We start from the raw sequence: 19,267 nt of genomic DNA on the forward strand, positions 1-19,267 counted from the left end.
TGACGGTTGGGTCATGGATGGCAAGGCACGCCCGCACAGGTTCAGCCGATGGCGGCTTCTTCCGGGACGCGTCCGTAGATATCAGTAAAGCGCACGATGTCGTCTTCGCCCAGATACTCGCCGCTCTGCACCTCGATCATCACCAGATCGATCACCCCCGGGTTGGTCAGGCGGTGGGTACGGCCTGGCTTGATGAAGGTCGACTCGTTGGTGTCGAGCAGGAACTCTTCGTCACCGTTGGTCACACAGGCCATGCCACTGACGATGATCCAGTGCTCGCTGCGGTGATGGTGCATTTGCAGCGACAGCGATTCGCCGGGGCGGACCATGATCCGCTTGATCTTGAACCGCGCACCTTCCTCGAGGATGGTGTAGGTGCCCCACGGCCGGGTCACGGTCCGGTGCAGGCGATAGGCTTCGTGGCCCTCGCGCTTGAGCTGCTGGGCGATGATCTTGACTTCCTGGCTGCGCGCCGCATCGGCGATCAGCAGCGCATCGGGGGTGTCGATGATGATCAGGTTGTCCAGGCCCACGCCACCGACCAGGCGCCGCGGCGAGTCGATGTAGCAGTTGCTCACATCATGCAGTACGGTCTCGCCATTGGCGTAGTTGCCCTGAGCGTCGGTCTGGCGCAGTTCGCGTACTGCTTCCCAGCTGCCGATATCGCTCCAGCCCAGCTCGCACGGTACCACTGCAACCTGGCTGGAGCGCTCCATCAACGCGTAGTCGATGGAGATGTCCGGCGCCAGAACGAACGTGTCCGGGTCCAGTTCTACCTGAAGGGCACGCTCACCTTGTTTGCTGACGCTCTGCTCAAGGCAATGGGCGACGGTTTCCAGCACCTCGGGCGCGTGGGTCTGCAACTCGCGCAGCACGGCGTCGACGCGCAGGCAGAACATGCCGGCGTTCCACAGGTGGCGGCCGCCGTCCAGGTAGGCCTGAGCGGTCGCGGCGTCCGGTTTTTCGACAAAGCGTGCGACCTTGTACGCGCGCTCACCCAATGTCTCGCCTTGCTCGATATAGCCAAAGCCGGTTTCAGCACGGCTGGGCAGCAGGCCGAAGGTGCTCAACCAGCCGTCATGGGCGAGCTGGGCCGCTTGGGCGACCGCTTGTTCGAAGGCTGGGATGTCTTCGATCAAATGATCTGCCGGCAAGATCAGCAGCAGACTATCCTCACCATACTGCTTGGCGCAGTGCAGCGCGGCGGCAGCGATGGCCGGCGCAGTGTTGCGGCCACATGGCTCGAGAATGAAGTCCAGCGCGACATTGAAGCTGTTGACCCGGTTGTATTCATCCTGGGTGCGGAACAGCACGTCGCGGTTGGTCACTGTCAGCACGCGCTCGACACCCGGCAGGGCGCTGGCACGCACGAAGGTCTTCTGCAGCAGGCTTTCACCATCGGCCAGGCGCATGAACGGTTTGGGCATGGCTTCACGGGAAACCGGCCACAATCGGGTGCCGGCACCGCCAGCAATGATGCAAGGGATCAGAACGCTCATTATCACAGCCTCGAAGCGGGGGCGCTGAGGGCAGCGCGATCAAAGGGACTTCGCCATAAACTCAGGCGATCTGTCAGATGTACGGCGAGGCAATAAGTCAAAAAACCGACATTTATTAGCGGCATCCTCCGTGATGGCCAATTATTTGTCGATGATGCGCTTGCTCGCGCCGGCTTTCAATGGCATTTGTGTTAAACCCGCTTATTTTCTGACGCAAGCGCTCTTTGTATGCAGCAATTTGCCCTCGGCCATGGTCGAGATTGGGATAGGTATTTTTGCGGAGTGGAACGGATGAGCGAGCGCAAGGCGATGTTGGTGCTGCATGGCAAGCAAGCCATGAACGAGGATGTCAGAGCCGCTGTGGGCACCATGCGCGAGCAAGGCTGGCAGCTCGATGTGCGCCTGACCTGGGAGGGCGGCGACGCCCAGCGGCTGGTCACTGAAGCCCTGGCAGCAGGGTACAGCCACATCATCGCCGGTGGTGGTGATGGCACCCTTCGCGATATCGCCGAAGCCATGGGCCTGGCCGCGACACAGGCCAGCCTGGTGCTGCTGCCACTGGGCACTGCCAATGACTTCGCCAAAGCGGCCGGAATACCGCTGGAGCCAGCCCAGGCGCTGGCCTTGCTGGACCAGCCCGCACGCGCCATCGACCTGGGTCGGGCCGGTGATCAGTTGTTTCTGAACATGGCTACTGGCGGCTTCGGCAGCCAGGTCACGGCCAACACTTCCGAGGACCTCAAGAAAGTCCTGGGCGCAGCGGCCTACTTGTTTACCGGGCTGTCGCGCTTCAGTGAGCTGCAGGCCGCTGCAGTCGAGCTGACCGGGCCGGACTTTCACTGGCAAGGCGATGTGCTGGCGTTGGGGATCGGCAATGGCCGGCAGGCCGGAGGTGGGCATGAGCTGTGCCCCGAGGCGCTGGCTGACGACGGCCTGCTCGATATCGGCATCTTGCCCGCACCGCAGGAGGTGGTCGGTGCGCTGAAAGAGCTGATCGGTGGTGAGGGCTTGTACGTGCGCGCGCGCCTGCCGTGGGTCGAAATAAAAAGTGCGCAGGGGTTGGATATCAACCTGGATGGTGAGCCGATGCACGGCGAAAGTCTGCGCTTCGAAGCCGTCCCAGCAGCACTGCGTGTGCACCTGCCAGCCGATTCGCCGTTGCTCAGTCGTCCAGGCTGATGATCTTCTCGCGCACGGCAAACAGCACCAGGCCTGCGACGTCGTAGATCTGCAGGCGCTTCATGATCTGGGAGCGATGGGTCTCCACGGTCTTGATCGACAGGCCCAGGCCGCCGGCTATTTCCCGAGTTGATTTGCCGCGTACGATCAAGCGCAGGATTTCCAGCTGGCGTGCAGTGAGGTTAAGTCGGTCGTTGATGCTTTGGCGGCTGTTCTGCGCGCGCAGCAAGGCCTGGTTGATCACGGTGTGAGCGATCGCTGGGCTGAGATAGCGTTCATCCCCACGCAAGGCGCTCAGCGCCTGCTCCAGTTCAACAGCGCTGGTGTCTTTGAGCAAGTAGCCATGCGCACCGCATTCGAGCGCACGCATGATCAGCTCCGGATCAGTGTGCATCGACAGAATCAGCACTTTGCAGGGATGACCGCTGGCACGCAGTTGGGTCAAGGCGTCAAGGCCGCTGGTAGAGCGCATGGAGATATCCAGCAGGACGATGTCCGGCTGCAGCTGTTCGACAAGCGCGTTGAGCTGGCCGCCGTCATCCGCTTCACCAACCACCGTATAGCCAGCGATGTCCGCCACGAGCGCGCGCACCCCCGCGCGAATGAGCGAATGGTCATCGACCAGAAGTAATCTACAGGTCATGGCTGGCAAAGGTCCTGGCGCGTTCTTGAGTGCGGGCTGGCCACGGCAGCATGGCCTCGATGCGGGCGCCCCGTCCCGGTTGGCTGTACACGCTCAGGCTACCGTGCAACGCGTGGGCGCGTTCACGCATGCCGGCCATGCCGCGCTGACCGGCCGCAGCCGGATCGCTGTTGGGGATGAATCCGCAGCCGTCATCCTCGATGGTCAAGGCCAGCCCCGCAGCGGTGCGCTGCAACTGCACCCGCAGATTGCGCGCGCTGGCGTGGCGCAGCATGTTGGTGACAGCCTCCTGGGTGATGCGAAACGCAGCCATGCTGATATCGTCGTTGATCCCGGTCAGGCGCTGTTTGCACTCCAGGCTCCACTGCACCTCGCTATCGTTCAGCGTGCGCAGCAGGTGCTCGCGCAGGCTGGCTTCCAAGCCGAGGCTTGCCAGCTGGCGCGGATTAAGCAGGGCGGCAACATCACGCACACTGTTCAAGGCCTCATCCAGGGTGCTGCGCAAGCTGCTGGCATGGCTCAGCAGCTCGCTTGGCAGGCGCCGCTGGAGCCAGTCCAACTGCAGCTTCGCAGCTGTGAGCAATTGGCCGATATCATCGTGCAATTCACGGCTCAGACGCTGGCGTTCGTTCTCCTGGACCTTGAGCATGCGCTCGGCCAGTTCTGCGGGGCGCAGGCTGATCGAGCGGGCCCACTGGTGCCATTGCCAGGCGGCGCCAAGCAGGGCCGCCATCTGCAGCAGGATCAGGCCGATCGGCATCGGCAAGGCTTTTACGTGCAGTGCCACGTTAGCGCTCAGTGACGCCACGCATAGCGCTGCGGTCGTCCAGCGCGCCACGGCGCTGCGAGAGCAGTGGCGCGGGGTAAGATTCAAACGTGGGAACATAAATTGGAAAGCCACTGAGTTAATGCTATTGGAGGCCTTGCACGTGTCTAGTCAGCGGCTTTGGCGTCCTGCTCACAATCAATTAAAAGCATCTGTTCAATTGACGGCTATCTGCATGGGCTGCATTCATTGGCGCGCATGGTATCACTTAAGTTGTGTTTGGTCGCCTTGCTCAGGGGTCTCAAACCGCCGTATTCACGGGCTCAAAACGATCTGGCCGGGTCTGGCATAACTATCAAAAAGCCAGCATTGGCGAGTGCGTGCATAATCGAGCACTGCAACTAACGACTATTACTCAAGCGGCCAGTCGGAACTTGCCAAGTGTCTGGCTGATAAATACAGCTTGATTGACTTAGTTGCAGACGAATGCCGAACTTACTGTACGTTTGGCGGTGATTCCGATGGCGACCTGGCTGACCCTTGCAGGGCGCTGGCCAGATCATCCAGAAGCACTGCCTGCTCGCTGCGGTCCAGGTTCAGCTGTCCGGTTTGGGCATCGACCAGCTCCAGTTGCCAGTCCAGCAGGTTCAGGCAGGCTTCGACTGCCGGCAGTGCTGTGCTATGCAGGTGTCGCTGGCCGCAGGCAGGTGCGAGCAGATGGTGCAGGGCGGAGCTATAGTGGGCGACCTCGTCAAGGCCCAGTTGCTCGGCGCGCTTGGCCAGCTTGGTGAGGGTGTCGTTGAGGCACCGGCAGGCATCTGGATCATTGTCGATCAGCTGCAGGTGTAGCAGGCACTCCTGCGCCTGGCTCAACAAGCGCTGTGCATCCCGCAGGAATTCCGGCAGCTCGGCGCCGGGCGGCACGCGGCTATCCATCCTGAGCCTCCAGCACGGTGGGCTGGAGCGGGCTGGGCAACACCGAAACGATTGCTAGCAAAAGCCTGACTCCATTCATGCAATGAGAATGGCGTCACATTAATGGCTAATGGATATCGCGAACATCAGGTTAGGCCTGATCGCGGCATAGGGGAAACCCTGAGGGGCGTTGCTGGTTACGCCGCCGTAACAGGTGTTGCTGAAAGTGTCGAAGCAGTAAAGCATGATGGTAAAATGATATCAATCGCCTGGTCTGGATTTGCTGACGAGGGTCAAGCTGCCGGTTTACCCGCCGATACAGAGCAGATGATTACATTTTCCCGATACGCGCCTGGGGGCTTCCAATGGCTGGCATTCTCGACACTGTAGACCAACGTACGCAACTGGTAGGTGAGAACCGCCTGGAAATCCTGATGTTCCGTCTGGCGGGCCGTCAGTTGTTCGCCATCAACGTGTTCAAGGTGCAGGAAGTGCTGCAACTGCCCAAGTTGACCTTGATGCCGCAGCGTCATGCTTATGTGTGTGGGGTGGTCAACCTGCGCGGGCAGACCTTGCCGGTGATTGACCTGTCCCAGGCGATTGGCATGCGCCCGCTGCAACCAGGCCCGGACAGCACCATCATCGTCACCGAGTACAACCGCTCGGTGCAGGCGTTTCTGGTCGGCGGTGTCGATCGCATCGTCAACATGAACTGGGAAGCCATCATGCCGCCGCCGACCAGTGCCGGTCGCCAGCATTATTTGACGGCGATCACCAAGGTCGAAGAGCAGTTGGTCGAAATCATCGACGTCGAGAAGGTTCTGGCCGAGATCGTGCCGTACAACGCCAAGGTGTCCGGCGACAAGCTTGCCGATCCGGTACTGGCCAAGGCGCGCGGCCGCGAGATATTGCTGGTCGACGATTCCACCGTGGCCTTGGCGCAGTTGCGCGATACCTTGTCGCAACTGGGCGTAAAACTGCATGTGGCCAGCGATGGCCTGAAGGCCTTGCGCATGCTCAAGGCCTGGGCAGATGCCGGTGAAGACCTGTGTGAAAAACTGCTGATGATTTTCACCGACGCCGAAATGCCGGAAATGGACGGCTATCGCCTGACCACCGAGATTCGTAGCGATCCGCGTCTGCGTGGCCTGTACGTAGTGCTGCATACCTCGTTGTCGGGTAGCTTCAACGAGTCGATGGTGAAAAAAGTCGGCTGTGACAATTTCCTGTCCAAATTCCAGCCAGACCGTCTGGTAGAGGTGGTGCGGCAGCGCCTGATGCTTGATCACGCGCCGGCCTGATACCTGCGCGCGTCCTGCTGGGTATAAGCTAGGCGTTTTTGCACTGGCATGAGGCGGGCAGGGATGTTTGTAAGTGAGTTGTATCGGTATCCGGTGAAGTCGTGTCGGGCGCAAAGCCTGCAGGCCTCGCCGGTAGGTCTGCTCGGCCTGGAAGGCGACCGCCGCTGGCTGGTGGTAGAGGAGAACAACGGACGCTTCCTGACCCAGCGCGCCTGGCCACTGCTGAGTCAGCTCAGTGCCACGGTCGCTGCCAGTGGTGATCTGCTGCTGGAGACGCCAGGGCAGGCGCCGCTGCTGGTCACCGTGCCGGCGGACGACGAAGACTTGCGCGGTGTGACCATCTGGCGCGACACCTTGCGCGTGCCAGATGCAGGCGACGCTGCTGCGCAGTGGTTGAGCCAACTGCTCGGCAAGCCGGTGCGGCTGGTGTATTGCCCCGAGCCGCGCGCGCGTTACCTGCCCAGCGGCTATGGCTTGAACAGCGACCGTGCGGCGTTTCCGGATGGCTTTCCGTTGCTGCTGATCGGCCAGGGTTCACTCGATGAGCTGAGCCGGCGGGTTGGCCGGGAGATGGAAATGCTGCGTTTCAGGCCCAATCTGGTGGTGCAGGGCAGCGCAGCGTTTGCCGAAGACGGCTGGAAGCGGATCCGCATCGGTGCGCTGACTTATCGCATCCTCAAACCGAGCGTTCGTTGCATATTCACTACCCTTGACCCGCACACGGGCGAGCGCAGTGCTGACCGCGAACCGCTGGCCACCCTGAAGACATTTCGTGAACGTGATGGCGATGTGCTGTTCGGGCAGAACCTGGCGGTGGATGGGCCGGGTGAGATTGCCGTGGGCATGCCGGTAGAAGTGCTGGAGTAAGCCGCCAGCTCAAGCCCGCTGCAGCCGATGGCGGCGGGTTTGAGCTTAGGGGGGCTCGATTACATGTCGTCGAAGTAACGCTCGTGCCAGTCCACCAGCGGCTGCGGTGAATTGAGCTTTTGCCCGTAGATCACCGAGTACGACAGCACGTTCTGCACGTACTGGCGGGTTTCATCGAACGGGATCGACTCGACCCAGACATCGAAGCTCAAGTGCTTGGCGCCTTTGAGCCACTGCCTCACGCGCCCTGGCCCGGCATTGTAGGCGGCCGATGCCAGCACCCGATTGCCGTTGAATTGACCATGTACCTGGCTCAGATAGGCGGCGCCGAGCTGGATGTTCTTGTCCGGGTTGAGTACCTGAGCCGGTGACGCCAACGGGATGCTGAACTTGCGTGCAGTCTCCTTGGCGGTGGCTGGCATCAGTTGCATCAGGCCACTGGCGCCCACCGGCGAGCGAGCGTCTTCCATGAAGGCGCTTTCCTGGCGGGTGATGGCAAACACCCAGCTCGAGTGCAGGCCGCGGACCTTGGCTTCGCGCACCAAGGTGTCGCGGTGCGCCATCGGGAAGCGAATATCCAGGTCGTCCCAGTACTGCGCCTGGCTGATGGTGCGAATCGCCGGGAAGTACCAGCGCAGGTCGTAGGCCAGGCGGGCCTGGGCGACCATTTCGTCGCGGTTGAAGTGGCGGCTGACGTGGTACCACTCGCGGCGGCCCTCGACGATCTGGCCGCGGGCATGGAATTCCAGTGCGCGGCGCACGCCCGGGGTGTTGCGCACCTTGTTGACCAGCTGCGGGCTGAGCACCAGCGGTTTGTTGTTCAGCTGGTAGGGCGTCTGCACCCGATCTGCGGCCAGGAAGCCATAGAAGTCACGCTCACGCGCGACCGCTTTGTACAGCAACGGGATCTGCGCGTTGTTCGGCTGTGCCAGTTCCAGGCTGCGCGCCTGCCAATAGCGCCAGCGGCTGCTGGCGGCCAACTCCTGCGGCAGGCGCTTGGTCAGCTCGTAGGCATCTTCCCAGCGGCCCAGGCGCAGCAGCAGGCGCAGGCGCCATTCGCTGACGGTGTTGTCCCGCAGCTCCGGATCGTAACGGGTCATCAGGTCGAGCGCGCGCGGGTCGTAGCGGCGAGCCAGGGTCAGGCCGATCTCGCGGGCGATGGCAACCTTTTCGTCGCGCGAGAAATGCATGCGCTGGGCATAGTCATCGAGCAGCGCCATGGCCCGCTCGGGGTCCTGGCGTGCCAGCCGGCGCAGGCCTAGGCTGACCACGTCGGACATTGCCTCGTTGACCGGGGTGAAACGCGACGGCTGATTGAGCAGCTCGGGCTTCTGCGCCACATCGATCAGCAATTGGCCCTGGGGGGCGAGGGTGGTCAGGGTCTTGACCAGATTGTTCGCCAATGGGTAGTTGCGCGCCTGTGCGGCCAGTTTGGCTCGCTCCCAGCGTCTGGCTTCGGTGAGCTGACCTTCGGCCGCCCACATCGCAAACAGCGTGTCACACGCAGCAGGTTGCGACTTGCCCACGTTCCACAGCTTGGCAGCGCTGGCAAAGCCTTCGGCGCGTTTGCCGGTGCTGAGCTGGTACTGGCCGTTGATGCAGTCCAGCTCGGTGAAGTTGAGCTTGGGATCGTAGTACTTGGCGAAGGTGGCCCACTCGCCGCGCTCGGACAACCAGCGCAACCAGCGCAGTTTCATCCAGTTGGCTTGTGGCAGGTCGCCGTGCTGGGCCAGAAAACCCTCGATCTCTTCGTTGCTGGCGCTCTTCAGGCGAGCAGTGAGTTCGTCGTACGCCAGATACGGGGTCAGCGGATAGTCACTGAGGGCCTGCGAGTAGCGCAGGTAGGGACCTTTGTCGCCCTTGGCCAGGGCGCGTTTGGCTTCGTCGTAGTACTGACGCTGCTGGCTAAGGTCGATGGCCTGTGCCGCACTCGCGGTGGCGGCAGTCAGCAGCAGGCATGAAGCAATCTGTAACAGGCGGCTGCGCATGATACGTCCGGGCAGTTGAACCATGGGAAAGTGACGGCGGTGCCAGCACTGTTGTATGGCGTTAGCTTAGCCGGTTGCCGGCTACCGGCGAAAGCACTGCGGTTGTATCGGGGTGTTATCGGCGACCGGATATCGCAAAGCCTTGATACACACGCTGACTTAGTGCTGGCGAGGGTCAAGTCAGGTAGAATACGCGCCCAGTTTTTGGAGATGATCATGACCCTGCTTAAATTAAGCGATGTGTCCCTTGCATTCGGCGCGATGCCGCTGCTGGACAAGGTTTCCTGGCAGATCGCCCGAGGTGAGCGGGTGTGCATCATCGGCCGCAACGGTACCGGCAAGTCGAGCATGCTGCGCTTGATCAAGGGCGAGCAAAAGCCTGATGACGGCTCGGTCTGGCGCGCACCTGCGCTGAAAATCGGCGAGCTGCCGCAGGAACTGCCGGTGGCCGACGAGCGGACCGTGTTCGACGTGGTCGCGGCTGGCCTGGACGGCGTAGGCGAGCTGCTCGCGCAGTATCACCACCTTAGCCAGAACATCCATAACGACGAAGATCTGGACAAGCTCATGCACGTCCAGCACGAGCTCGAAGCGCGCGATGGCTGGCGTTTGCAGCAAGTGGTCGACAGCACCCTGAGCCGCTTGCAGCTACCTGCCGACAAGACCCTGGCCGAGCTCTCCGGTGGCTGGCGTCGCCGTGTGCTGTTGGCCCAGGCGCTGGTTTCCGAACCTGACCTGCTGCTGCTCGATGAGCCAACCAACCACCTGGACATCGGTGCGATTGCCTGGCTGGAAGAAGCCTTGAGCGGCTTTGGCGGCGCGGTGCTGTTCATCACCCACGACCGTTCCTTCCTGCAAAACCTGGCCAACCGCATCCTTGAACTGGACCGCGGTGGGCTGATCGACTGGAACGGCGACTACGCCAGCTTCCTGGTGCACAAGGAAGCCGCGCTGGCGGCCGAAGAGACCGCCAACGCGCTGTTCGACAAGCGCCTGGCCCAGGAAGAAGTGTGGATTCGCCAAGGCATCAAGGCCCGCCGCACCCGTAACGAAGGCCGCGTGCGTGCGCTCAAGGAGCTGCGCGTCGAGCGTGGTGAGCGCCGTGAGCGTCAGGGCAAGGCCAACATCCAGATCGACACCGCGGAAAAATCCGGGAAGCAAGTGATGCTGCTGGAGAACGTCAGCTTCTCGCACCCGAACGGGCCGATGCTGGTCAAGGACTTCTCCATGGTTCTGCAGCGTCAGGATCGGATTGGCCTGCTCGGCGCCAACGGTACCGGCAAGACCACCCTGCTCAAACTGATGCTGGGTGACTTGCAGCCGACGTCGGGCAAGGTCGAGAGCGGCACCAAGCTGGAAGTGGCCTATTTTGACCAGATGCGCCACCAGCTCGACCTGGAAAAGACTGTCATCGAGAACCTCGCCGAGGGGCGCGACTTCATCGAAATCGACGGCCAGAACCGTCACGTGCTGAGCTACCTGGGCGACTTCCTGTTCAGCCCGCAGCGTGCCCGGACGCCGGTCAAAGCCTTGTCCGGAGGTGAGCGGGCGCGTCTGCTGCTGGCCAAGCTGTTCAGCAAGCCAGCCAACCTGCTGGTGTTGGACGAACCGACCAACGACCTCGATGTGGAAACCCTCGAGCTGCTCGAAGAAGTCCTGTGCAACTACAAGGGCACCGTGCTGATGGTCAGCCACGACCGGGCCTTCCTCGACAACGTGGTGACCAGCACCCTGGTGTTCGAAGGCGGCGGCAAGGTTCAGGAATACGTCGGCGGCTACGAAGACTGGATCCGTCAGGGCGGCTCGCCGAAGCTGCTGGGCGTCACCGAAAGCAAGGGTGGCAAGTCCGAGCTCAACAGCGCCGTGGTCGAAAAGGCTGCCGATGTGGCCGCGCCAGTTGCTGCTGCACCGGTAGAGGCGAGCAAGAAGAAGCTCAGCTACAAGCTGCAGCGTGAGCTGGAGGCGTTGCCAGGGCAGATCGACGTGATCGAGAAAGCCATGGCCAAGCTTCAGGAAGAAGTGGCTTCGGCGAACTTCTACCAGCGCCCGATCGGCGAGACGTCCGAGGTGCTGGCCAAGCTCGAGAAGCTACAGGGCGAGTTGGATGTTCTGGTCGAGCGCTGGGCAGAGCTGGAAGGCTAAGCGGCCATCAGCCATCGCGGGGTTGCCCGCGATGGCGTCAGTGCATTTTTCAGTCTTTCTTCAGCAGGCGTACTGCCAGCACATCACACGGCGCGCCGTGCAGCACATCGTTGGCGGTGGAGCCTAGCAGCAGCGCCAGGCCGTGGCGACCGTGGCTGCCGACCACGATCAGGTCGCACTTCTGATCCTTGGCCAACTGGTGGATTTCCTGGCGCGGCTGGCCGTAGACCAGGTGCGAGTCACCCCGGTTGATATCCGGGTACTTGTTGAACAGGCGATCCATGCGTTCCTTGGCCTGGTCGAACTGCTGTTGCTGCAGCTGCGACAGGTCCATCGGTACGTCGCCGCCAAAGGCCATGGCCATCGGTTCGACGATATGCACCAGCGATACCTTGGCGCCGCTCGCCGAAGCGATTGCCTTGGCGCGCTTGATCACCGGATCGCATTCTTCGGTGAGGTCGACAGCGACCAGAAGATGTTCGTAGGACATTGGAGGTGCTCCTGACAATCGCGATAGTAGAAGTATGGTCGCTTTGTGGCGGTTTACCGTGAAACCTGGCTAACCAGCTCATTTGCAACGCTTTATGGGATCTACAGATATGACGGTATGGCTGGTGGTGTCAATCCTTGCGCTGATTCTCAGCCCACTTGCCTGGCTGCGTCCATCACGCAAACAGAGCGAGCAGATGAGCCTGCGCCTGGCCGGCAGGCGCATTGGCCTGGCCATGCAGCTGGCGCCGCAGCAGTGGCCGCACTGGCTCGCACAGCAGCCGCCGAGCCCGTGCCCGCAGTACCATCGGCCGCGGCGCAAGGGCCGGGATGACTGCTGGGCGTATTGGCAGGTCAGCCCTGGGGTGTGGTGGAACAAGTGGCGTGAGCCTTGCGAAGATCCGCGCCTGGCCAAGGCCTTGGCGGTGTTGCCGAGCAATGTCTACATGATTGAGGCCACCACGCAAATGATTGCCTTGTACTGGGGCGAGCGCGGTGATGAATCTGTGTTGCAGAACATTGCGCAAACCCTCGAAGACCTCGCTTAACCCTTCGTAACGACATCGCGGGGCACCCCTGCCGATCCGCCACCCATGCTCAGGTGGCGGATCGGCAGGGGTGCCCCGCGATGCGTTCTGCTGCCGCAGAAAGGCCAGGCAGGCCGGGATACTTTGCTTGCGAGAGTGACTATAGCCTGCTGCGCAGTTTTTGCCGGGTGCCTGGCGCAGCTTCTGCTGCCCGCCAAGGGCTTATCGCTGGCATGAATGGCTGGCGATCACTGTCATCAAGGTTGATACCTAGTCGCTACAAAATGACCGGAAAGTCGCGTTTTCACCTCCTCAGGGAGGATTTGACAACGCCGACCTTTTCGGAGAATGTGTGCGTACCCAAATCAAACGGGCGTATGAATTGAGCGTTTGTATGTTGCGCCGTTCATGCCAATCCCGACTATCGCGCTGACGGGTGTGCCTGACCAAGCCGCTGTTGTGACAGGGTTTAGCCAGCGTCCGGCGTGTACAGTTTAGCTTCCATATCGTGGAGATCAGTTGATGATTTACGAAGGTAAAGCCATCACGGTTAAGGCTCTTGAAAGCGGCATCGTCGAACTGAAGTTCGACCTCAAGGGTGAGTCCGTCAACAAGTTCAACCGCCTGACCCTGGACGATCTGCGTCAGGCCGTGGCCGCCATCAAGAGCGACGCCTCGGTCAAGGGCGTCATCGTCAGCAGTGGCAAGGATGTGTTCATCGTCGGCGCCGACATCACCGAGTTTGTCGACAACTTCAAGCTGCCCGAGGCCGAGCTGGTCGCTGGCAACCTGGAAGCCAACCGCATCTTCAATGATTTCGAAGACCTCGGCGTACCTACTGTTGCCGCGATCAACGGCATCGCACTGGGTGGCGGCCTGGAAATGTGCCTGGCAGCTGATTACCGGGTGATGTCCAGCACCGCCAAGATCGGCCTGCCGGAGGTCAAACTGGGCATCTACCCAGGCTTTGGCGGTACCGTGCGCCTGCCGCGCCTGATCGGCTCGGACAATGCCATCGAGTGGATTGCCTCGGGCAAGGAAAACCGCGCCGAAGATGCCCTCAAGGTTGGCGTCGTTGATGCCGTCGTCACCCCAGAGCTGCTGCAGGCTGCAGCGCTGGACCTGATCAAGCGCGCCATCAGCGGTGAACTGGACTACAAGGCCAAGCGCCAGCCCAAGTTGGAAAAACTCAAGCTCAACGCCATCGAGCAGATGATGGCCTTCGAAACCGCCAAAGGTTTTGTTGCCGGCCAGGCCGGGCCGAACTACCCGGCGCCGGTCGAAGCGATCAAGACCATCCAGAAAGCCGCCAACTTCAGTCGTGACAAAGCGCTGGAAGTGGAAGCTGCAGGCTTTGCCAAACTGGCCAAGACGCCCGTCGCTGCCAGCCTGATCGGCTTGTTCCTGAATGACCAGGAGCTCAAGCGCAAGGCCAAGGCGCACGACCAGATCGCCAATGACGTGAAGCAGGCTGCCGTACTCGGCGCTGGCATCATGGGTGGTGGTATCGCCTATCAGTCGGCGGTCAAAGGCACCCCGATCCTGATGAAGGATATCCGCGAGGATGCCATCCAGCTGGGCCTGAACGAAGCCTCCAAGCTGCTCGGCAATCGTGTCGAGAAGGGTCGCCTGACCCCGGCGAAAATGGCCGAGGCGCTCAATGCGATTCGCCCGACCTTGTCCTACGGCGACTTCGCCAATGTCGACATCGTGGTCGAAGCTGTAGTCGAGAACCCCAAGGTCAAGCAAGCCGTTCTGGCCGAAGTCGAGGGTCAGGTCAAAGAGGACGCGATTCTCGCCTCCAACACCTCGACCATCTCCATCAACTTGTTGGCCAAGGCCCTCAAGCGTCCGGAGAACTTCGTCGGCATGCACTTCTTCAACCCGGTGCACATGATGCCGCTGGTGGAAGTGATCCGTGGCGAGAAGTCCAGCGAAGTGGCCGTGGCCACCACCGTTGCCTATGCCAAGAAAATGGGCAAGAACCCGATCGTGGTCAATGACTGCCCAGGCTTCTTGGTCAACCGCGTACTGTTCCCGTATTTCGGCGGCTTTGCTCGCCTGGTCAGCGCCGGTGTCGACTTCGTGCGCATCGACAAGGTCATGGAGAAATTCGGCTGGCCGATGGGTCCTGCGTACCTGATGGACGTGGTCGGCATCGACACCGGCCATCACGGTCGCGACGTCATGGCGGAAGGCTTCCCGGACCGCATGAAGGACGATCGCCGCACCGCCATCGATGCCTTGTACGAAGCCAAACGCCTGGGCCAGAAGAACGGCAAGGGCTTCTATGCCTACGAGACCGACAAGCGCGGCAAGCCGAAAAAGGTTGCCGACGAGAGCGTGCTCGAAGTGCTCAAGCCGATTGTCTTCGAGCAGCGTGAAGTCAGCGACGAGGACATCATCAACTGGATGATGATCCCGCTGTGCCTGGAAACCGTCCGCTGCCTGGAAGACGGCATTGTCGAAACCGCAGCCGAGGCCGACATGGGCCTGGTCTACGGTATCGGCTTCCCTCCCTTCCGCGGTGGTGCATTGCGCTACATCGACTCGATCGGGGTTGCCGAGTTCGTCGCCCTGGCTGACCAGTACGCCGACCTGGGGCCGCTGTACCACCCCACCGCGAAGCTGCGCGAAATGGCCAAGACCGGCCAGCGTTTCTTCAACTGAGCGCCCAACGAGTTAGAGCGAGAGTATTGATATGAGCCTGAATCCAAGAGACGTGGTGATTGTCGACTTCGGTCGGACCCCGATGGGTCGTTCCAAGGGTGGCATGCACCGCAACACCCGCGCCGAAGACATGTCGGCGCACCTGATCAGCAAGTTGCTCGAGCGCAACGACAAGGTCGACCCGAAAGAAGTCGAGGACGTGATCTGGGGCTGCGTCAACCAGACCCTGGAGCAGGGCTGGAACATCGCCCGCATGGCCTCGCTGATGACCCAGATTCCGCACACCTCGGCGGCGCAGACCGTCAGCCGCCTGTGCGGCTCGTCGATGAGCGCACTGCACACAGCTGCCCAGGCGATCATGACCGGCAACGGTGACGTATTCGTCATCGGCGGTGTCGAACACATGGGTCACGTCAGCATGATGCACGGTGTCGATCCCAACCCGCACATGTCCTTGCACGCTGCCAAGGCCTCCGGGATGATGGGTCTGACTGCAGAGATGCTCGGCAAGATGCACGGCATCAGCCGCGAACAACAGGATGCTTTCGCCGTGCGTTCGCATCAGTTGGCGCACAAGGCCACGGTCGAGGGCAAGTTCAAGGACGAGATCATCCCGATGCAGGGCTATGACGAGAATGGCTTCCTCAAGGTCTTTGACTTCGATGAAACCATTCGTCCGGAAACCACCCTCGAAGGCCTGGCCTCGCTCAAGCCTGCGTTCAACCCCAAAGGTGGTACCGTCACTGCCGGTACCTCGTCGCAGATTACCGATGGCGCTTCGTGCATGATCGTCATGTCCGGTCAGCGCGCCATGGACCTGGGCATCCAGCCGCTGGCGGTGCTTCGCTCGATGGCGGTGGCCGGTGTCGACCCGGCTATCATGGGTTACGGCCCGGTGCCTTCGACGCAGAAAGCGCTCAAGCGTGCCGGCCTGAGCATGGCCGATATCGACTTCATCGAGCTCAACGAAGCCTTCGCTGCACAGGCCCTGCCGGTGCTGAAAGATTTGAAAGTGCTCGACAAGATGAATGAGAAGGTTAACCTGCACGGCGGCGCCATTGCCCTGGGTCATCCGTTTGGTTGCTCCGGTGCGCGAATTTCCGGCACCTTGCTCAACGTCATGAAGCAGAATGGCGGTACCCTCGGCGTCGCCACCATGTGTGTCGGCCTGGGCCAAGGCATCACCACTGTCTTCGAACGCGTCTGATCGCGGCGCAAGACAGCAGCCGGGGCCATGTGCCCCGGTTTTTGTTTTTTACAGGATTTATCTCGAGGGTCAGCAACATGCACATACAGCCAGGCGTGTACCGGCATTACAAAGGGCCTGAGTATCGCGTGTTCGGCGCAGCCCGCCATTCTGAAAGCGAAGAGTGGATGGTGTTCTACCAATGCCTGTATGGTGATTACGGGCTGTGGGTGCGACCCTTGGCAATGTTTGTCGAATCGGTCGAAGTTGACGGCGAGCAGGTCCCGCGCTTTGCTCTGGTCACGGCCGAGGAGGGGCGTTTTGGCCCGTCCGAACAGGCCAGCGGTTAGTCGAGCGCGCTTGACCTGACCCTGTAGCCACTATATATAGCGGTGCCGCGTGCGGCACCTGACGCGATTTTTAATTTTCAGATTCAGGAATACACCGATCCATGGGCAAATCGCTGGTCATTGTGGAATCCCCGGCCAAGGCCAAGACCATCAACAAGTACCTGGGCAACCAGTACGTGGTGAAGTCGAGTATCGGCCACATCCGTGACCTTCCCACCAGCGGTTCGGCCAGCGCCAGTAAGGAGCCGGCGGCCAAACGTGGCAAGGCAGCTGCGGCTGAGGCACCGGTACTGACGCCGAAAGAAAAGGCTCGCCGCCAGTTGGTCTCGCGCATGGGTGTCGATCCGGACGCTGGCTGGAAAGCCAAGTACGAGATCTTGCCCGGCAAGGAAAAGGTCATCGAAGAGCTGCGTCGCCTGGCCAAAGATGCCGACACCATCTATCTCGCGACCGACTTGGACCGCGAAGGGGAGGCAATCGCCTGGCACCTGCGTGAAGCCATCGGTGGTGATGACACCCGCTACAAGCGCGTGGTGTTCAACGAGATCACCAAAAAGGCCATCCAGGAGGCGTTCTCGCAGCCAGGTGAGCTGGACATCAACCGGGTCAACGCCCAGCAGGCGCGGCGCTTCCTCGACCGTGTGGTGGGCTATATGGTCTCGCCACTGCTGTGGTCGAAGATTGCCCGTGGCCTGTCTGCCGGCCGTGTGCAGTCGGTAGCGGTCAAGCTGGTGGTCGAGCGTGAGCGCGAGATTCGTGCGTTCAACCCGGAAGAGTACTGGGAAGTACACGCCGACCTCGGCACCGCCAAGGACGCCAAGGTCCGCTTTGAAGTAGCGCGCGAGAAGGGTGAAGCCTTCAAGCCGCTGAACGAAGCCCAGGCCATGGCTGCCCTGGATCAGCTCAAGTCGTCGAGCTACACCGTCGCCAAGCGTGAAGACCGGCCGACCAGCAGCAAGCCGTCGGCGCCGTTCATCACTTCGACCCTGCAGCAAGCGGCGAGCAATCGCCTCGGCTACGGCGTGAAGAAGACCATGATGATGGCCCAGCGTCTGTACGAAGCCGGCTACATCACCTACATGCGTACCGACTCGACCAACCTCTCTGCCGATGCCGTGGAAATGGCCCGCAGCTACATCGAGCGCGAGTTCGGCAAGCAGTACCTGCCGGAAGCGCCGATCGTCTACGGCAGCAAGGCCGGCGCACAGGAGGCGCACGAAGCGATTCGTCCGTCCGATGTGGCGACCCATCCAAGCAAGCTGACTGGCATGGAACGCGATGCCGAGCGCCTGTACGAGCTGATCTGGCGCCAGTTCCTGGCCTGCCAGATGCCACCCGCGCAGTACCTGTCGACCAGCGTCACGGTCAAGGCCGGTGACTTCGAGCTGCGCGCCAAGGGCCGCATCCTCAAGTTCGACGGTTACACCCGCGTCCTGCCGCAGCAGAGCAAGCCAGGCGAAGATGACGTGCTGCCTGAGATGGGCCAGGGCGAAGTGCTCAAGTTGATCAAACTTGATCCAAGCCAGCACTTCACCAAACCGCCGGCGCGCTTCACCGAGGCCAGCCTGGTCAAGGAAATGGAAAAACGCGGTATCGGTCGCCCGTCGACCTATGCAGCGATCATTTCCACCATCCAGGACCGCGGCTACGTCACCCTGCACAACCGCCGCTTCTACTCCGAGAAGATGGGCGACATCGTTACCGAGCGGTTGTCCGAGAGCTTCTCCGACCTGATGGACTACGGCTTCACCGCCGGCATGGAAGAGAACCTCGACGACGTCGCCCAGGGCGAACGTGACTGGAAAAACGTACTCGACGAGTTCTACGGCGATTTCAGCAAAAAGCTGCAAACCGCTGAGTCTCCCGAGAACGGCATGCGCGCCAACCAGCCGACCATGACCAACATCGCCTGTAAGGAATGTGGCCGGCCGATGATGATTCGTACCGCCTCTACCGGCGTGTTCCTCGGTTGCTCGGGTTACACCCTGCCGCCGAAAGAGCGCTGCAAGGCGACCGTCAACCTGGTGCCCGGCGACGAAATCGCCGCGGACGACGAGGGTGAGTCCGAATCGCGCGTGCTGCTCGGCAAGCACCGTTGCCCGATCTGCGCCACGGCGATGGATGCCTACCTGCTGGACGAGAAGCACAAGCTGCACATCTGCGGTAACAACCCGGATTGCGTTGGCTACGAAATCGAGCAGGGCAGCTACCGGATCAAGGGCTACGAAGGTCCGAGCCTTGAGTGCGACAAGTGCGGCAGCGAAATGCAGCTCAAGACCGGCCGTTTCGGCAAGTTCTTCGGTTGCACCAACCCGGCCTGCAAAAACACTCGCAAGCTGCTCAAGAACGGCGAAGCAGCGCCACCGAAGATGGACAAGGTGGAAATGCCTGAGCTCAAGTGCGAGAAGGTCGATGACACCTACGTGCTGCGTGACGGTGCCTCGGGCTTGTTCCTGGCGGCCAGCCAGTTCCCGAAAAACCGCGAAACTCGCGCGCCATTGGTGAAAGAAATCATCCCGCACAAGGATGAGATCGATCCCAAGTACCACTTCCTCTGTGAAGCGCCTGCCAAGGATCCAGACGGTCGCCCGACCGTGATCCGCTACAGCCGCAAGACCAAGGAGCAGTACGTGCAGTCCGAAGTTGACGGCAAGCCGACCGGTTGGAAGGCGTTCTACGACGGCAAGGCCTGGAAGGTCGAAGACAAGCGCTGATCCGGCGCCGCAGCACCTGCGCGGGGCAAGC

The 19,267-nt window shown here is 61.4% G+C and carries 15 protein-coding genes; 9 read left to right on the forward strand and 6 right to left on the reverse strand.

What is annotated here, in order from left to right:
- Positions 1-41: 41 nt before the first annotated feature.
- Entirely contained in the window at positions 42-1,499 is a 1,458-nt protein-coding gene (locus tag ACIOAU_RS12830) for a mannose-1-phosphate guanylyltransferase/mannose-6-phosphate isomerase (protein WP_220634076.1), read from the reverse strand.
- Between the two features lie 291 nt (positions 1,500-1,790).
- Here ACIOAU_RS12830 and yegS point away from each other — a divergent pair, with 291 nt between their 5' ends.
- A complete protein-coding gene (gene yegS / locus ACIOAU_RS12835; RefSeq protein ID WP_101321232.1) occupies positions 1,791-2,678 on the forward strand; it encodes a lipid kinase YegS in 888 nt (295 codons plus the stop codon).
- Here the strand turns inward: yegS and ACIOAU_RS12840 are convergent.
- The 3 genes from ACIOAU_RS12840 to ACIOAU_RS12850 form a co-directional block, all read right to left on the reverse strand.
- Positions 2,662-3,321 (reverse strand): response regulator transcription factor, encoded by a 660-nt coding sequence (locus ACIOAU_RS12840; RefSeq protein WP_101321230.1) that lies wholly within the window; start codon positions 3,319-3,321, stop codon positions 2,662-2,664. The two genes, yegS and ACIOAU_RS12840, sit on opposite strands and share 17 nt — an antisense overlap.
- Positions 3,311-4,207 carry a sensor histidine kinase gene (locus ACIOAU_RS12845; protein WP_150572375.1) on the reverse strand — a complete coding sequence of 299 codons (897 nt, stop codon included), beginning with the start codon at positions 4,205-4,207 and terminating at the stop codon, positions 3,311-3,313. Before ACIOAU_RS12845 ends, ACIOAU_RS12840 begins: the two co-directional genes overlap by 11 nt.
- A gap of 375 nt (positions 4,208-4,582) precedes the next feature.
- Entirely contained in the window at positions 4,583-5,023 is a 441-nt protein-coding gene (locus ACIOAU_RS12850; protein ID WP_150570738.1) for a histidine kinase, read from the reverse strand.
- A gap of 344 nt (positions 5,024-5,367) precedes the next feature.
- Here ACIOAU_RS12850 and ACIOAU_RS12855 point away from each other — a divergent pair, with 344 nt between their 5' ends.
- Together ACIOAU_RS12855 and ACIOAU_RS12860 are read left to right on the forward strand one after the other, a co-directional pair.
- Positions 5,368-6,303, forward strand: coding sequence for a chemotaxis protein CheV (locus tag ACIOAU_RS12855; protein WP_101321223.1), 936 nt, complete (start codon positions 5,368-5,370; stop codon positions 6,301-6,303).
- A 63-nt stretch (positions 6,304-6,366) separates the two neighbouring features.
- Positions 6,367-7,170 (forward strand): MOSC domain-containing protein, encoded by an 804-nt coding sequence (locus ACIOAU_RS12860; RefSeq protein ID WP_150570739.1) that lies wholly within the window; start codon positions 6,367-6,369, stop codon positions 7,168-7,170.
- A gap of 59 nt (positions 7,171-7,229) precedes the next feature.
- On the opposite strand, the gene ACIOAU_RS12865 is transcribed toward ACIOAU_RS12860, so the two are convergent.
- Positions 7,230-9,158 carry a transglycosylase SLT domain-containing protein gene (locus tag ACIOAU_RS12865; RefSeq protein WP_181107910.1) on the reverse strand — a complete coding sequence of 643 codons (1,929 nt, stop codon included), beginning with the start codon at positions 9,156-9,158 and terminating at the stop codon, positions 7,230-7,232.
- A gap of 216 nt (positions 9,159-9,374) precedes the next feature.
- Between ACIOAU_RS12865 and ACIOAU_RS12870 the strand changes: the two genes are divergently transcribed.
- Positions 9,375-11,300, forward strand: a complete 1,926-nt coding sequence (locus ACIOAU_RS12870) for an ATP-binding cassette domain-containing protein (RefSeq protein ID WP_101321216.1) — start codon at positions 9,375-9,377, stop codon at positions 11,298-11,300.
- Between the two features lie 49 nt (positions 11,301-11,349).
- Here ACIOAU_RS12870 and ACIOAU_RS12875 read toward each other — a convergent pair whose 3' ends face one another.
- On the reverse strand, positions 11,350-11,790 hold the full coding sequence (locus ACIOAU_RS12875) for a universal stress protein (protein WP_101321214.1): 441 nt from the start codon (positions 11,788-11,790) through the stop codon (positions 11,350-11,352).
- Between the two features lie 109 nt (positions 11,791-11,899).
- On the opposite strand from ACIOAU_RS12875, the gene ACIOAU_RS12880 reads away from it, so the two are divergent.
- The 5 genes from ACIOAU_RS12880 (at position 11,900) to topA (ending at position 19,236) form a co-directional block, all read left to right on the forward strand.
- The gene (locus tag ACIOAU_RS12880) at positions 11,900-12,337 is read left to right on the forward strand and encodes a hypothetical protein (RefSeq protein ID WP_401182340.1); all 438 of its coding nucleotides are present in this window, start codon (positions 11,900-11,902) and stop codon (positions 12,335-12,337) included.
- Positions 12,338-12,838: 501 nt separating this feature from the next.
- The gene (fadB, locus tag ACIOAU_RS12885; protein WP_188036424.1) at positions 12,839-14,986 is read left to right on the forward strand and encodes a fatty acid oxidation complex subunit alpha FadB; all 2,148 of its coding nucleotides are present in this window, start codon (positions 12,839-12,841) and stop codon (positions 14,984-14,986) included.
- A 31-nt stretch (positions 14,987-15,017) separates the two neighbouring features.
- On the forward strand, positions 15,018-16,193 hold the full coding sequence (gene fadA, locus ACIOAU_RS12890; protein ID WP_101321208.1) for an acetyl-CoA C-acyltransferase FadA: 1,176 nt from the start codon (positions 15,018-15,020) through the stop codon (positions 16,191-16,193).
- Between the two features lie 77 nt (positions 16,194-16,270).
- Positions 16,271-16,522 carry a DUF1653 domain-containing protein gene (locus tag ACIOAU_RS12895; RefSeq protein WP_101321206.1) on the forward strand — a complete coding sequence of 84 codons (252 nt, stop codon included), beginning with the start codon at positions 16,271-16,273 and terminating at the stop codon, positions 16,520-16,522.
- Between the two features lie 101 nt (positions 16,523-16,623).
- The gene (topA, locus tag ACIOAU_RS12900; protein ID WP_401182344.1) at positions 16,624-19,236 is read left to right on the forward strand and encodes a type I DNA topoisomerase; all 2,613 of its coding nucleotides are present in this window, start codon (positions 16,624-16,626) and stop codon (positions 19,234-19,236) included.
- Positions 19,237-19,267 lie beyond the last annotated feature (31 nt).

The organism is Pseudomonas sp. NPDC088322 (assembly GCF_044740745.1).
Lineage (GTDB): Bacteria > Pseudomonadota > Gammaproteobacteria > Pseudomonadales > Pseudomonadaceae > Aquipseudomonas > Aquipseudomonas shirazensis.